At 72.9% G+C, this 14,674-nt stretch carries 13 protein-coding genes; 5 read left to right on the plus strand and 8 right to left on the minus strand.

What is annotated here, in order from left to right; genetic code table 11:
* Positions 1-40 precede the first annotated feature (40 nt).
* The 5 genes from ACZ6S0_RS24930 to ACZ6S0_RS24950 are packed head-to-tail and all read right to left on the minus strand — an operon-like array spanning position 41 to position 4,526.
* Positions 41-628, minus strand: coding sequence for an HAD family hydrolase (locus ACZ6S0_RS24930; protein WP_465921727.1), 588 nt, complete (start codon positions 626-628; stop codon positions 41-43).
* A complete protein-coding gene (locus ACZ6S0_RS24935) occupies positions 618-1,691 on the minus strand; it encodes an ABC transporter ATP-binding protein (protein WP_465921728.1) in 1,074 nt (357 codons plus the stop codon). The genes ACZ6S0_RS24930 and ACZ6S0_RS24935 overlap by 11 nt, the downstream gene beginning before the upstream one ends.
* Positions 1,688-2,563: an ABC transporter permease gene (locus ACZ6S0_RS24940; protein WP_465921729.1), complete on the minus strand. Its 876-nt coding sequence runs from the start codon at positions 2,561-2,563 to the stop codon at positions 1,688-1,690. Before ACZ6S0_RS24940 ends, ACZ6S0_RS24935 begins: the two co-directional genes overlap by 4 nt.
* The gene (locus tag ACZ6S0_RS24945; RefSeq protein ID WP_465921730.1) at positions 2,551-3,375 is read right to left on the minus strand and encodes an ABC transporter permease; all 825 of its coding nucleotides are present in this window, start codon (positions 3,373-3,375) and stop codon (positions 2,551-2,553) included. Before ACZ6S0_RS24945 ends, ACZ6S0_RS24940 begins: the two co-directional genes overlap by 13 nt.
* A complete protein-coding gene (locus tag ACZ6S0_RS24950) occupies positions 3,372-4,526 on the minus strand; it encodes an ABC transporter substrate-binding protein (RefSeq protein ID WP_465921731.1) in 1,155 nt (384 codons plus the stop codon). The genes ACZ6S0_RS24945 and ACZ6S0_RS24950 overlap by 4 nt, the downstream gene beginning before the upstream one ends.
* Before the next feature lie 111 nt (positions 4,527-4,637).
* On the opposite strand from ACZ6S0_RS24950, the gene ACZ6S0_RS24955 reads away from it, so the two are divergent.
* The 3 genes from ACZ6S0_RS24955 to ACZ6S0_RS24965 are packed head-to-tail and all read left to right on the plus strand — an operon-like array spanning position 4,638 to position 9,417.
* Positions 4,638-5,405, plus strand: coding sequence for a GntR family transcriptional regulator (locus ACZ6S0_RS24955; protein ID WP_465921732.1), 768 nt, complete (start codon positions 4,638-4,640; stop codon positions 5,403-5,405).
* 59 nt (positions 5,406-5,464) lie between these two features.
* Positions 5,465-5,731: a DUF6504 family protein gene (locus tag ACZ6S0_RS24960; protein ID WP_188192224.1), complete on the plus strand. Its 267-nt coding sequence runs from the start codon at positions 5,465-5,467 to the stop codon at positions 5,729-5,731.
* Entirely contained in the window at positions 5,731-9,417 is a 3,687-nt protein-coding gene (locus tag ACZ6S0_RS24965) for a DNA polymerase III subunit alpha (protein ID WP_465921733.1), read from the plus strand. The genes ACZ6S0_RS24960 and ACZ6S0_RS24965 overlap by 1 nt, the downstream gene beginning before the upstream one ends.
* 28 nt (positions 9,418-9,445) lie before the next feature.
* Here the strand turns inward: ACZ6S0_RS24965 and ACZ6S0_RS24970 are convergent, their stop codons facing one another.
* Together ACZ6S0_RS24970 and ACZ6S0_RS24975 are read right to left on the minus strand one after the other, a co-directional pair.
* A complete protein-coding gene (locus tag ACZ6S0_RS24970) occupies positions 9,446-10,171 on the minus strand; it encodes a DUF4328 domain-containing protein (RefSeq protein WP_465921734.1) in 726 nt (241 codons plus the stop codon).
* Positions 10,172-10,217: 46 nt separating this feature from the next.
* Positions 10,218-10,865 (minus strand): response regulator, encoded by a 648-nt coding sequence (locus ACZ6S0_RS24975; protein WP_465921735.1) that lies wholly within the window; start codon positions 10,863-10,865, stop codon positions 10,218-10,220.
* A 90-nt stretch (positions 10,866-10,955) separates the two neighbouring features.
* On the opposite strand from ACZ6S0_RS24975, the gene ACZ6S0_RS24980 reads away from it, so the two are divergent.
* Together ACZ6S0_RS24980 and ACZ6S0_RS24985 are read left to right on the plus strand one after the other, a co-directional pair.
* On the plus strand, positions 10,956-11,633 hold the full coding sequence (locus tag ACZ6S0_RS24980) for an ABC transporter ATP-binding protein (protein ID WP_465921736.1): 678 nt from the start codon (positions 10,956-10,958) through the stop codon (positions 11,631-11,633).
* Positions 11,630-13,570, plus strand: coding sequence for an FtsX-like permease family protein (locus tag ACZ6S0_RS24985; RefSeq protein ID WP_465921737.1), 1,941 nt, complete (start codon positions 11,630-11,632; stop codon positions 13,568-13,570). Before ACZ6S0_RS24980 ends, ACZ6S0_RS24985 begins: the two co-directional genes overlap by 4 nt.
* Before the next feature lie 34 nt (positions 13,571-13,604).
* Here ACZ6S0_RS24985 and ACZ6S0_RS24990 read toward each other — a convergent pair whose 3' ends face one another.
* The gene (locus ACZ6S0_RS24990; RefSeq protein ID WP_465921738.1) at positions 13,605-14,606 is read right to left on the minus strand and encodes an LLM class F420-dependent oxidoreductase; all 1,002 of its coding nucleotides are present in this window, start codon (positions 14,604-14,606) and stop codon (positions 13,605-13,607) included.
* Positions 14,607-14,674: the final 68 nt, after the last annotated feature.

Below are 14,674 nucleotides of genomic sequence, written 5' to 3' on the forward strand. Positions count from 1 at the left end.
GTCCTCAGCCCTCCCCGGGGGCGGGGCGGCGCGCAGGCGGTCAGCCGTCCCCGGGGGCGAGGGCGGCGCGCAGGCGTTCGAGTGACGGCAGCCCGTGCTCGGGCCCCGCGACGAGGACGCGGCACCCCGCCGCCGTGGCCGCCGCGATCCCCGCCGGGCTGTCCTCGACGGCCACGCATCGCGACGGCGCGGCCCCGAGGCGGCGCGCCGCCTCCAGGTACGGGTCCGGCCACGGCTTGCCCCGCTCGGTGTCCTCGTTCGCGATCACGAGGTCGAAGGCGTGTCCCAGCCGGGGCAGCACCAGTTCGACGACGCTCCGGGGCGAGGCGGTGACCAGGGCGGTCGGGATGGCGGCGGCGGCCAGGCCGGACAGCAGCTCCGGCGCGCCTGGCACGATCGTCAGCCCACGCGCGACCCGGTCGGCGAACGCGCCGGCCAGGGGCTCGGTGAGGCGGGGCTCGCCCAGGTGGCGGGCCACGTCCTCGATCGTGCGGCCGTGGACGTACGGGACGTCCTCACCGGTCAGCGGACGCCCGGCGACGGACTCGACCGCCTGCCACCACAACCCCTCGGTGTCCACGAGGGTGCCGTCCATGTCCAGCAGGACGGCGGCCGGGTCAGAGCGCATCGGCCGCCACGACCGGGGCGGGGACCGTGACCGTGCGGGCCGCGACCAGTACGGGCCGTTCGACGAGGCGCACCGCGACGCGCGTCCCAGGGCCGAGCCGGGCGGCCTCGTGCCCGGGTACGTCGGCGAGCACCTCCCCGCCCTCCACCGAGAGCCGCAGTCGTACGGAGGCGCCGCGGAAGGACGCGGCCAGCACCTCGGCGGTCCCGTCCGGGGACGGCGTGACCTGGACGGCCTCCGGACGGACCAGTACGTCCACGGACGGATCCGCGGGCGCCGGGCCGTCCACCGGCAGGAGCTGGCCCAGCACCGTGACCCGGTCGCCGGACACGCGCCCGGCGAGGTGGTTCATGGTGCCGACGAACTCGGCGACGAACGGCGTGGCCGGGCGGTCGTACACCTCGGCGGGCGCCCCGACCTGCTCCAGCCGCCCGTCGCGCAGCACGGCCACCCGGTCGGCGACCGACAGGGCCTCCTCCTGGTCGTGGGTCACGAAGATGGTGGTGATGCCCAGGTCGAGCTGGAGCCGGCGGATCTCCTCGCGCAGCGTCACGCGTACCTTGGCGTCCAGCGCCGACAGCGGCTCGTCGAGCAGCAGGACGCTCGGCTCCAGGGCGAGCGCGCGGGCCAGCGCGACGCGCTGCTGCTGACCGCCGGAGAGCTGGTGCGGGTAGCGGTCGGCGTGCGAGGGCAGGCCGACGAGTTCGAGGAGTTCGTCCGCCTTGGCCCGTCTGGTGGCGACCGGCACCTTGCGGACGCGCAGGCCGAAGGCGACGTTGTCGCGGGCGTTCAGGTTGGGGAAGAGGGAGTACGACTGGAAGACCATGCCCGCGTCCCGTTTGTTGGCCGGGACGTCGGTGACGTCTTTGCCGTCGACCAGCACGGCGCCCGAGTCGGGCCGCTCGAACCCGGCCACGCACCGCAGCGCCGTCGTCTTGCCGCAGCCCGAGGGGCCCAGCAGGGCCACGAACTCGCCGGGCGCGACGACGAGGTCGAGACCGTCCAGCGCGACCGTCCTGCCGAACGTCCGCCGCAGCGCGCGGAACTCCACCGATGCGGTCATTTCCCCTTCTCCTTACGCGACGTACGCGGCTCACGCGACCTGCCGAAAACGGTGGACACGGCGAGCAGCAGCACCCAGATCAACAGCAGGCTGAGGATCGACACCGCGACCGAGAGCTGCCCCTTGGAGCCCGAGACGGTCACGATCCACACCGCGAACGGCTCGTACCCGAGCAGGGAGGCCACGGTGTACTCGCCCAGCACCAGCGCCAGCGTCAGGAACGACGCGCTGGCCAGGGCCGAACGCAGGTTGGGCACGATCACCCGCGCCAGCACGTACGGCCACGAGGCCCCCAGACCGCGGGCCGCCTCCACCAGCGTGCGCACGTCCATGGTGCGCAGCCCGGCGTCCAGCGACCGGTACACGAACGGCAGCACCAGCACCACGTACGCCAGCACCAGCACCACGGGGAACGCCGGATCCTGCACGGCGATCAGCGTGGCCCAGAACGGCGTGGGCGCGAGCACCTCGGTGCCGTCGCGCAGCGACGTGCCGATCCCCGCCACGAACGTGATCGGCGGCACCACCAGCGGCAACGTGCACAGCACCTCCATCACGGGCCCCAGCCGCGGCGCGAACAGCCGTACGGCCAGCATGGCGGGCAGCGCCAGCAGCAGCACCAGAACGATCGTGGCCAGCGCCAGCCCGAGCGAGAGCGACAGCGACCGGGCGAACCCGTCGGCCGTCAGCAACTCGCCGTACGCGGAGAAGGACACCCCGGCGCCGGGCGTGTAGACGGTGTACCAGAACGAGGTGCCCAGTGGGACCAGGAAGTAGACCCCGGCCGTCAGGAACACCAGGCCGCGCCACCACGCCCGCGGCCGCCGCGCCTCGGCGCCCGAGACGCGTTCCAGGCCGGTCAGTGCAGCCATCGGGAGGTCCTCCTCTGCAGCGGCAGGTAGACCGCCATCACCAGTCCCGCCACGACGACCATGTCGAGGCTGAGGGCCAGCGCGATGTTCTCGTAGCCGACCAGCACGTCCCCGGTCAGCGCGCTGGCGATCTTCAGCGTGACGAGCGGGACGACGGTGCCGACCATGGCGTTGGCGGTGGCGTACGCGGAGAAGGAGGCGCCGAACAGCAGCACGATCCCGCCCAGCATGGCCGGGGCCAGCACGGGCAGCGCCACGAAGCGCCAGTAGTGCCAGGCCGTGGCCCCGCTGTTGGCGGCCGCCTCGCGCCACTGCGGGCGCAGCCCGTCCAGCGCGGGCGCCATGGCCAGCACCATCAGCGGGACCGCGAAGTACAGGTACACCACGGCCAGCCCCCAGAACGTGTACAGGGCGCCGGAGGGCAGCCCCAGCAGGCCGCTGACCACGCCGGAGTTGCCGAGCGTGGCGATCCAGAAGAACGCCAGCGGCACCCCGCCGAAGTTGGCCAGCACGCCGGACGCGGTCAGCACGGCCTCGCGCAGCAGCGTGGAGCGGGAGGTGACGACCGCGTGGGCGAGGAACGTGCCCAGGACGGCCCCCACCAGCGCCACCACCGCCGACAGGCGCACGCTGCCGATCATGGCGGTGAGGTGGCCGCCCTGGAGGCTCTGCGTCAGGTTGGCCAGGCTCGGCCGTCCCCGCACCGTGAACGCCCCCGCCACCAGCGCGATGGCGGGGACGCCGAACACGAGCGCGAAGAACGCCAGCAGCGGGAGCGTGCCGAGCCAGCCCTTCGAGCGGGGCCGGCTCATCCCGAGATCGCGGCGTCCCAGCCGGCGGCCAGCTTGGCCTTGGCCGCGTCCACCTGCTCGGTCGTCGGGAACGTGGGGGTGCCGTCCACCGCGGGCAGCTTGTCGGCCAGCGCCTGGTCCACGGTGCCGTCGGTGGTCATCGCGGGCAGCAGGACGGGGCGGGCGAAGCCCTTGAGGTAGAGGTTCTGGCCCTCGGGGCTGTAGAGGTACTCCTGCCACAGGCGGGCGGCGGCCGGGTGGGGGGCGTCCTTGTTGATGGCCTGGGCGTACATCTGGAAGTACGCGCCGTCGGAGGGCACGTTCACCTTCCAGTCGATGCCCTTGGCCGCCATCTGGGGCGCGTAGGCGGCGTTGTTGTAGTCCCAGTCGATGCTGATCTTGGTCTCGCCCTTCTCGATGGTCGCGGGCGTGGTCTCGACCGGGTTGTAGTTGCCGGCGGCCTTGAGCTTCTTGAAGAACTCGATGCCGGGCTGGATGTCGTCGAAGGAGCCGCCGTTGGCGATGGCGGCCGCGTACACGCCGGCGAAGGCGGAGCCCGACTTGGTCGGGTTGCCGTTCATCGCGACCTGTCCCTTGTACTCGGGCTTGAGCAGGTCGGCGAAGCTCGTCGGGCAGGTCTTGATCTGCTTGGCGTCGCAGCCGATGGAGACGTAGCCGCCGTAGTCGTTGACCCAGAGCCCGGTCGCCTCCTTCTGGCCCTCGGGGATCTTGTCGAACGACTGCACCTTGTACGGCGCGAACAGCCCCTCCTGGGCCCCGCTGATCGCGAACGACTGGCCCAGGTCGAGTACGTCGGGGGCGCGGTCCTGGCCCTTGCGGGTCTTGACGGCGTTGATCTCGTCGGCGCTGGCCGCGTCGGGCGTCTCGCTCTCGATCTTGATGCCGTACTTGGCCTGGAACTTCTCGATGATCTCGCCGTAGTTGGCCCAGTCGGGCGGGAGCGCGATGACGTGCAGGTTGCCCTCCTTCTTGGCCGCTTCGACCAGCTTGTCGAGCCCGCCGAAGTCGGCGGCGGAGGTGGCGGTGGCCGCGTTCACCCCGCCTTGGGACGCCTCGGTGGTCTGCTGGGTGCTCGGTGCGGCGCCGCACGCCGCGGTGACTACGGTTAGGGCTGCGACAACTCCGGCCGCACGGGCGAGAGGTGCGAACACGACGCCTCCACCTTCCAGGAGATTTAGCAAGAACGTCAGGGAACTTGTCCAAACAAGCGAGCCCAGTAAGTCGTATGAATATTGCTCTTTCGTGAATTGGGATGGTCGGGGATGGTTGCGCGTTATGAACGGATCGCGGATGAGCTGCGGGAGGAGATCCTCGCCGGCGTCCATCCGGTCGGCTCCCAGCTCCCCAGCGAGGCGGAGCTGGCCGAGCGGCACGCCGCCGCCCGCGGCACCGTTCGCCAGGCGGTGGCGGTGCTGGCAGCCGAGGGGCTGGTCGGCTCCCGGCAGGGCGCCCGGCGCATCGTGCTCGGCAGGGCGCGCAGCCAGAGCTTCGCCGAACTGCACAGCTTCGCCCAGTGGGCCCGCGCGAACGGCTACCGCTACGGCGGCCAGGTGATCGGCCAGCGCCGCCGGCCGGCGAGCGCCGCCGAGTTCGCCAGGCTCGCCTCGGAGGAGGTGCTGGAGGTGCTGCGCCTGCGCTCGCTGGAGGACGAGCCCGTCCTCGTGGAACGCACGGTCTACGCGAGCTGGGTCGCCCCCGCCGTCGAGCGGCTGCCCGCCGACTGCGAGTCGGTCACCGAGGCGCTGTACGAGTCGATCGGCCTGGTGTTCGCCTACGGGGAGCACCTCATCGACGCGGTGCCCGCCGGGGCCCAGGACGCCCGCCTGCTGAGGGTGCGCCGGGGCAGCCCGCTCCTGCGCCAGAGACGGGTGACGACCACCCACGAAGGTCGCCCCGTGGAGTCGTCGGACGATCGTTACCGCGCAGGCAGCGTGGCCTTCAGCATCCGCAACTCGATCGGCGCGAACCCCCTCGTACGGCAGGCCGGCGACTTGCGTTTCGGGCCGGGAGAACATATGTTCGAGTCGTAAGCACCCGTCTTCCCCCGGGTGGCTCAGCACAGGCACCAGAGCCGCGGGGAGAGGCGATCTTGAGCAGACTCTATGGCGATCCGATCGAGGTGTGGACCAGAGACGGGGAGCCGACCCAGTTCGTCTGGCGCGACCGCCTCTATCTCGTCCGCCGGGTCCTCGACCACTGGGTGGTCGCCCGGGAGTGGTGGAAGACCGGAGAGGGCGATCCGGGCGAGCGCCAGTTCTGGCGGGTGGAGGCCAGCCCGGGGCGCGAGGCGGGCTCCTACGAGCTGCGTTACGACACCGCGAGCAACGGCTGGCTGCTGCTGAGGGCGTGGGACTGATGGCGCCCCCGTTCCCGCACCTGAACGTCAGCTCCGCCTACTCCATGCGCTACGGCACCGCCTTCCCGCGGGCCCTGGTGAGCCGGGCGGTGGAGCACGGCATGGACATCCTGGCCCTCACCGACCGCGACGGCCTCTACGGCGCCGTCAAGCACGCCCAGGCGTGCGCGGAGGCCGGCGTCGCGCCGGTGCTCGGCGTGAACCTGGCGCTCGACGTCCCCGCCTCGGCCTTCACCCCGGTGCCGGGCATCCGCACGCCGCGTCCCCGCACCGGGCCCGACGCGGAGGACCGCGTCACGGTGCTGGCCCGCGTCAAGGGCTGGTCCCGCCTGTGCCGCCTGGTCACGGCCGCGCACCACACGGGAGAGCGCGGCGCGCCCAAGGTGACCCGCGAGCTGGTCGGCGAGTGGGCCGGGGGCCCCGGCGGCGATCACGGGTTCGGCGCGGACGACGGGCTCGTGGTGCTGCTCGGCCCCAGGTCCGACGTCGGCCGCGCGGTGGCCGCGCGCCGCGACGAGCACGCCAGGGCGCTGCTGGGCCTGTGGCGCGCCGCGGTGCCCGGCGTGGTGGTCGAGCTGGTCGACCAGTACGGCTTCCGCGACGCCACCACCGCCGTGCGCATGCTCGCCCTGGCCGAGTCGATGGGCGTGCCCGCCGTGCTGACCAACGCGGTGCGCTACCTCGACCCGGCCGACCACCAGGTGGGCGACGTGCTCGACGCGGCCCGCCAGCTCGTCCCGCTGCACCAGCGTCACCTGGAGCGCACGACCTCCCACGCCTACCTCAAGGGCGTCAAGGAGATGCGGCAGGTCGCGGCCAAGGCGTGCGCAGGAGACCAGGAGCGGGTGGCGCGGCTGCTGTTCACCACCAGGCGGCTGGCCGAGGCGTGCTCGATGGACCCGCTCGACCTGCTCGCGCTGCGCGACGACCCGCCCGCGCTGCACCTGCCGGAGATCGGCGGCGACCCGGTGCCGCTGCTGCGCGACCGGGTCGAGGACGGCCTGTTCAGGCGCGGCCTCGACCGCTCAGCCGAGGCCAGGCGGCGCCTCGGGGACGAGCTGGCGATCATCGAGCGCAAGCGCCTGTCCGGATACTTCATCGCCGTGGCCGGCATCACCGACATGATCCGCGACATGGGCGTCCGCTGCGCCATCCGCGGCTCGGGCGCCGGCAGCCTGGTCAACTACCTCATCGGCATCGGCGAGGTGAACCCGATCGACCACGGCCTGCTCATGGAGCGGTTCCTGTCCGAGGGCCGCATCGGGCTGCCCGACATCGACGTGGACGTCGAGTCGGCCCGCCGCCTCGACTGCTACCAGGCCATCTTCGAGCGCTACGGCGAGTCCCGCGTGGCCTGCGTGTCCATGATGGAGACCTACCGGGCGCGCAGCGCCATCCGCGACGTCGCCGGGGCGATGGGCCTGCCGCCGCACGAGATCGACGCGATCGCCAAGGCGTTCCCGCACATCAGGGCCAGGCAGATCACCGCCTCCCTGGAAGACCTGCCCGAACTGCGCGAGAGCCGGCTCGGCGAGGCGGGGCTCGACCGGGTGTTCCGGCTGGCGGAGAAGCTCGACGGGCTGCCCAGGCACATCGCGCTGCACCCGTGCGGCGTGCTGATCGGCAACGCGGGGCTGCGCGACCGTACGCCGGTGGAGCGCAGCCTGCTGGAGTTCCCGATGTCGCAGTTCGACAAGGACGACGTGGAGGAGGCCGGGCTGCTCAAGCTCGACGTGCTGGGCGTGCGGATGCAGTCGGCCATGGCGTACGCGCTGAGCGAGATCAAGCGCGTGGACGACGTCGTGGTCGAGCTCGACACCCAGCACGCCGACAACCCCGGCGATGAGCCCGATGATCAGCACAGTGATCAGCACAGCGTCCAGTACGTCCCCCACGACGACCAGGACACCTACGACATGATCTGCGCCTCCCGCACCCTCGGCTGCTTCCAGATCGAGTCGCCGGGCCAGCGCGAGCTGGTGGCCAAACTGGAGCCGCGCAGGATGCACGACCTGATCGTGGACATCTCGCTGTTCAGGCCGGGGCCGGTCAACTCCGACATGGTCACCCCCTACCTGGAGGCCAGGCACGGGTGGCGGCAGCCGTACTACCCGCACGAGAGGCTGCGCGAGGCGCTGAGGGAGACGCACGGCGTCGTGGTCTTCCACGAGCAGGTGCTGAAGATCATCGCGGTGATGACCGGGCGCGACCTGTCGTTCGCCGAGAAGCTGCGGCGCACGCTCGACACGCCGGAGGGGCGCGAGCGGGTGCGCAGGACGTTCGTCCCGATGGCCAAGGCGGGCGGCTTCGACGACGCGGCCGTGGAGCGGGCCTGGCAGGTGCTGGACGCGTTCGGCGCGTTCGGGTTCTGCAAGGCGCACGCGGCGGCGTTCGCGCTGCCCACGTACCAGTCGGCCTGGCTCAAGCGGCACCACGCGGCGGCGTTCTTCGCGGGGGTGCTCACGCACGAGCCGGGCATGTACCCGCAGCGGGTCATCATCGACGAGGCCAGGCAGTGCGGGGTGAAGATCCTGCCCCTCGACATCAACAGGTCGGGCAAGGACTGGCGGGTCGAGCGGCTCGGGCCCCGCGTCCGGGTACGGGTGCGGCCGTCGGCGCTGGAGGGCGGTGGCTCCCGCGTGCGCGGGGAGTTCCGGGTCGGGGACATCGGCAAGGGGTACGCGCTGCGGGTGCCGTTCTCGGCGATCAAGGGGGTGAGCGAGGCCGAGGTCGAGCGCATGGTGGCCGGGCAGCCGTACACGTCGCTGGCCGACTTCTGGGACCGCGCCCGCCCTTCGCGACCCACGATCGAGCGGATCGTCCAGGTCGGCGGCCTCGACGCGCTGCACGACCTGCACCCGGGCGGGCCGCGCTGGCGGCCGGGCGAGCTGACCCGCCGCGACCTGATCGCCCAGGTGGGCGTGCTCGACCGGACCTCGGCGATCGGCGTGCGGACCGGCCCGCGCAAGTCGAGGCGCTACCGTCCGCACCTGGACCTGACCTCCCAGACCGCGGCTCCCCCGGCGGTGCAGCTCCCGCTCGGGTTCGGCGAGAGACTCCCGCCGGGGGAGCTGCCCGAGATGACCGAGACGGAGATGGTCGAGGCCGAGCTGGAGATCCTCGGCATCGACGTCAGCCGCCACGTCATCAGCTTCCACGACGACCTGCTCGACGCGCTCGGGGTGGTACGTTCCAGAGATCTGCTCGCCCAGCGCAACGGGGCGCAGATCCTGGTGGCAGGGGTCAAGGTGGCGACCCAGACCCCGGCCGTGCGCTCGGGCCAGCGCGTCATCTTCACCACGCTCGACGACTCGACGGGGCCGATCGACCTGACGTTCTTCGAGTCGGTGCAGGGGCGGTGCGCGTCGGTCGTGTTCGGCTCGTGGCTCGTGCTGGCCAGGGGGGTGGTCCGGCGCACGGGGGCGCGGGCGGTGTCGATGCGGGCGGTCGACTGCTGGAACCTGGCCGACCTCGACGCGCTCTGGCGCTCCCAGGGCGTCGAGGCGGTGCGCGCCGTCATCGACCGGGCCCCGGAGGAGCTGGCGGGCGTCGGGGGCAACAAGATCGAGTACGCCAACGGCTTCCGCCTCTCGCCCTACTCCGACCTCGGCCCGGCCATCACCGCCAACCCGCCCAGGCGGCTCTGGCACGCCAGCCCCGGCAGCTCGGGGCCCACCGCCGCCTGACCGCGACCGAGCGCGCGCTCGACCGGGATCAGCTCGTACGGCCGATCGGGGCGGAGCCGTGGGCCCGCGGCGGCGGGGTGGGCGAGAAGGCGTGCACGGTGCCCGGCTCGGCGGTACGGGCCGACCGGGCCAGCCGCTGCAGCCGCGTCAGCTCGCGTACGGTGGCCGCGCACAGCAGCGCCGCCACCGCCGCGCAGGCCAGCTCCACCAGCCCCATCCCGGTCAGGTCGCCGGCGGAGGAGTCGAGCGCCAGCCGGATCGTCACCAGCGCGAGCGCGGTCAGCCAGCTCAGCCACCATCCGGCCAGCAGCGCCAGCCACCGGCCGCGCCGCCCCGCGGGCGGCCGGGCGCCGCGCCACACCTCGTCGACCAGCACCACCGGGGCGACCAGGTTGACGCCGGGCAGCAGCCAGGCCGCCGCCACCGGCCCCGTCGCGGCTGAACGGTCGTTGGCCCGCCTGGCGCGCACCAGCCAGGTCACGTAGGCCGCCGCGGCGGCGATCGTGGTGCCCGCCACCAGCATCATCAGCACGGCGAACACGGTCACCGCGCCCACCACCGCCTCCGCGTCGGCCCCCTCGGGACGCCCGCCGAACGCGGCGAGCCGGGCGGCGAGGTCGCGTCCGCGAGCCAGCTCGAAGAGCACGAGAGCGCCGAGGGAGACGACCTGAGCGGTCAGCGTCACGTAGACGGCAGAGGCGGCTCTGGTCGGCGATGCCTGGGTGTAGCGCACGTTGATCTCCCCCCGGGCCATGCGCTGAGGTTCTGATTCACTTGTATCCCGGGAGCCCCGCTGTTAATCAGCTCACCACGCCGGATTCCCACGCCCACGCCGCGATTCCCACTCGATTGCGGACACCGAGCTTGGCCTGGATGCTCCCGAGGTGTGTCTTCACGGTGGAAAGCGACACGAACAGCTCCGCGGCCACCTCCTTGTTCGTCCGCCCCCTGGCCACCAGCCTCACGACGTCCAGCTCTCGCTCGGTCAGCGGGTCCTCGGCCGGGAGCGCGACCCTGCGGGGCCCGGCCAGGTGCTGCAGCAGCCGTACGGTCACCGACGGCGACACCAGCGCGTCGCCCGCCGCGGCGGCCCTGACCGCCTCGATCAGCAGCGTGGGCCCGCTGTCCTTGAGCAGGAAGCCGGTGGCCCCGGCGCGCAGGGCTCCGTAGACGTACTCGTCCAGGTCGAAGGTGGTGACGATGACCACCCGCAGGGGGTTCTCCACGCCGGGGCCGGCCAGCACCCGGGTGACCTCCAGCCCGTCGAGCTTGGGCATCCTGATGTCGAGCAGGCACACGTCCGGACGCAGCCGCCTGGCCTCCGACACGGCCTCCGCCCCGTCCGCGACCGCGGCCACGACCTCAATGTCCGGTTGAGCGTCCAAAATCATCTGGAAGCCGGTACGCACCAGTTGCTGGTCGTCGGCGATGAGCACCCGAATAGTCACAGCCCAACTCTAAGGATCGGCCGTTCGGCCGAGGCGGTTATGGACGCACGGCCGATACCCGGGCACAGCGCTCCCGACAGGCTGAACGCCATGAACGACGTGCTTGTTGGACGAGCCCTGGTCAAGAGGTTCGGGCAGACGGTCGCCCTCGGCGGCGTGGACATCGCGGTACGGGCCGGCGAAGCCGTGGCGATCATGGGCCCGAGCGGTTCAGGCAAGTCGACCCTCCTGCACTGCCTGGCCGGGATCATGAAGCCGGACGCGGGCGAGGTGCACCTGCTCGGCCGGCGCATCGACGCGATGGGGGAGCGGCAGCGCAGCGCACTGCGCCGTACCAGGTTCGGCTTCGTCTTCCAGTTCGGCCAGCTCCTGCCCGAGCTGCCCGCCGAGGAGAACGTGGCGCTCCCGCTCATGCTGGGCGGGGTGCCGAGGAGCCAGGCGGTACGCCAGGCCCGCGAGTGGTTCGGCCCGCTCGGACTGCAGAGCATGGAGACCCGGCGGCCGGGCGAGCTGTCCGGCGGCCAGGCGCAGCGGGTGGCCATCGCGCGGGCGCTGGTGAGCAGGCCGGCCGTGGTCTTCGCGGACGAGCCCACCGGGGCCCTCGACCAGCAGACCGGGCAGGAGACGATGCGGCTGCTGGTGGCGGCGACCAAGCACAACGACGCCTGCCTCATCGTGGTCACCCACGACCCGAACGTGGCCGCCTGGTGCGACCGCACCGTGGAGGTCCGCGACGGCCGACTCCTGGAGAGCGGGGCACTGGCGTGAACCTCGACCTGACCTGGCGCCTGCTCAGGGGCGGCGGCCGCAGGGGGCTGCTCGGCACCTGGCTCACCCTGGGCGCGGTGGCCGTGGCCACGGCGCTGCTGTTGTTCGCGGTGGCCGCGAACTCCGCCTTCCAGGCCAGGGCCGAGCGCGGCGCCTGGCGCAACCCGGTCCCCGCCGCCACCGGCGCGGTGGCGATCGAGGCGTCGCGTTACGACTTCGTCCGCGACCAGGAGATCACCGTCGTCGACCTGGCCGCGCTCCCGGGCAGGTCCCCGGCCCCTCCGCCCGGCCTGCCCCGCTTCCCCGCGCCCGGCGAGGTGTGGCTGTCGCCCGCCCTGGCCGCCCTGGCCGAGGACCTGCCGCCGGACGAACTCGCCGCCCGCTACCCGGGCCAGGCGGGCGTGCTCGGCGACGAGGCGCTCGTGCACCCGGACGAACTGGTCGCGGTCGTCGGCCACGAGCCGGACGCCCCCGCGGTGACGGCGGAACGCGTCCACGACTGGATCATCGCCAAGCCGCCCGCCGAGGTCGCGAGCCTGGCCGGGACGCCGAGCGAGGACGCCGAGGCGTACCGGGTGCTCTCGCTCATCGCCAGTGTGCTCATGGTGGTGCCGCTGCTGGTCTTCGGCGGGGCGGCGGCCCGGCTCACGGTGGCCCGGCGTGACCAGCGGCTGGCCGCGCTGCGGCTGGTCGGGGCGAGCCCGGGTCAGGTGGTCGCGATGACCGTGGCCGAGGCGGTGATCGTCGCGCTGGCCGGCGCGCTCACCGGGGCCGTGGCCTTCGCCCTGGCCGTGCCGCTGCTGGCCGGGATCGAGATGCAGGGCGGGCCGTGGTTCGTCGCGGACCTGTTCCCCGGGCCGCTCGTCCTGGCGGGGGTGCTGGTCGCGGTGCCGCTGCTGGTGGGGCTGTCGGCGGTGGCGGGGCTGCGGCGGGTGGTGGTCAGCCCGCTCGGCGTGGCCAGGCGGGAGACGCCGCCCGGCCTGCGGTTCGTACGGGTGCTCGCCCTGCTGGCGGTGCTGGCCGCGTTCCCGCTGCTGACCAGGGGAACCAGCGTCGCGGTCGTCGCGGTGGCGCTGACCCTGGCGTTCCTGTGCGTCAACCTGGCCGGCCCGTGGGTGGTCGGCGTGATCGGCCGGATCGCGGCGAGGAGCGCTCGCGGGCCCGCCCGGCTGCTCGCCGCCCGCCGCCTCGTGGACGACCCGCGCTCGGCCTGGCGCACGGTGAGCGGCGTGGCGCTGACCGGCTTCGTGGCGGGCTTCCTCGGCCTGCTCAGCCCGGCGGCGTTCGACGGCGAGGCCGCCGGGCCGCCCCAGCTCCGCGTCACCGCGCCCGCCGGGCAGGCGGCGAAGGTGACGGACCAGGCCCGCGAACGGCTGCGGGCGGCGGGCGTCACGGCCACCGTCGAGCCGGTCAAGGGCGTCGTGGTCGCGGCCCTGGGCAGCTCGGCGGACGCGGCCGCGGTCGACCGGGCGCGTACCGCGCTGGCCGGGCTCGTTCCCGGCCGCACGCCCACCACACAGAGCGACGACCGGCGCTTCGGCACCCAGATCCTGGCCGACGTCCGGGTGGGCACGATCGTGGTGCTGTCGGTGTCGTTCCTGGTCGCCATCGCCAGCTCGGGGATCACCGCCACGTCGTCGGTGCTGGACCGGCGCCAGACGTACGGGCTGTTGCGGCTGGCCGGGACCCCGCTGGAGGTGCTCGACAGGGCCAGGCGGGCCGAGACGCTCATCCCGCTGACGGTGATGGGCGGCGGGGCGATCCTGGTGGGGGCGTTCTGCGCGCTGCCGTTCATGATCGGCGGCGTCAACGTGGTCGGGGTGGTCACGCTGGTGGGCTGCGTGGTCGCGGGCTTCGCGGGGGTGGTCGGCGCGGGCGCGCTGAGCAGGCCGCTGCTCCGCTCGGTCACCGCCGACCCCGCGCCCCGCCCTGACTAATGGGCCCGACCGACCGCCGCGCAGGCCCGGTTCGTCAGCCCAGGACGAGGTCGCGGACGAGCTTCAGCGACGGCTCGTCCCTGACCCCCATGACCAGCAGGCTCGTGACCGGGCTGCGGTGCCACAGCTCCAGGCGTTCCTTGATCCGGCCGGGCGGGCCCACGAGCGAGATGCCGTCGGCCAACTCGTCCGGGATCGCCCGGAACGCCTCGTCCCTGCGCCCCGCCAGGTAGAGCGCCTGGATGTGCTCGGCGGCCTCGGCGTATCCCATCCGGCCGATGATGTCGGCGTGGAAGTTGCGCTGTTTCGCGCCCATACCGCCGATGTACAGCGTCAGCATCGTCTTGACGCCGTCCAGCGCGGAACGCACGTCGTCGGAGATGGTCACCAGCACCATGGCGGCCACGTCGAAGCCGTCGGGGGCGCCTGACAGCGCGTCGCCGTACATCTCCCCGATCTTCTCGGGGAAGGCGAACAGCGGCAGCCAGCCCTGGGCCACCTCGGCGGCCAGCGCGACGTTCCTGGGTCCCTCCGCCCCGAGGTAGACGGGGATGTCGGACCTGAGCGGGCGCGTGATGAGCTTGAGCGGCTTGCCCAGCCCGCCGGGCAGCGGCAGCGGGTAGTGCTCGCCCTCGCTGGTGACCGGCTCCTCGCGGCGCCAGACCTTGCGCATGATCTCGACGTACTCGCGCGTCCTGGCCAGCGGCCTGGCGAACGGCAGGCCGTACCAGCCCTCCACGACCTGCGGCCCCGAGGCGCCGATGCCGAGCAGCAGCCGCCCGCCGGTGAGGTGGTCGAGCGTCATCGCGGTCATCGCGGTCGTGACCGGCGGCCTGGCCGAGATCTGGGCGATCGAGGTGCCCAGCTTGATGCGGCTCGTACGGGCGCCGTACCAGGCCAGCGGGGTGAACACGTCGCTGCCGTACGCCTCGGCCGTCCACACCGAGTCGTAGCCGAGCCGTTCGGCGGCCAGGACGGATTCGGTCGCGTCGTCGGCGTTGCGCTGCCAGTAGCCGAGGTTCAGGCCGAGCTTCATGAGACACCTCCGGAATTAAGTTCTATTACCCCTGTGGGCCGTCAGAGTGTCAATGGCGGATCTATCGG

It is taken from the genome of Nonomuraea sp. NPDC051298 (assembly GCF_055586305.1).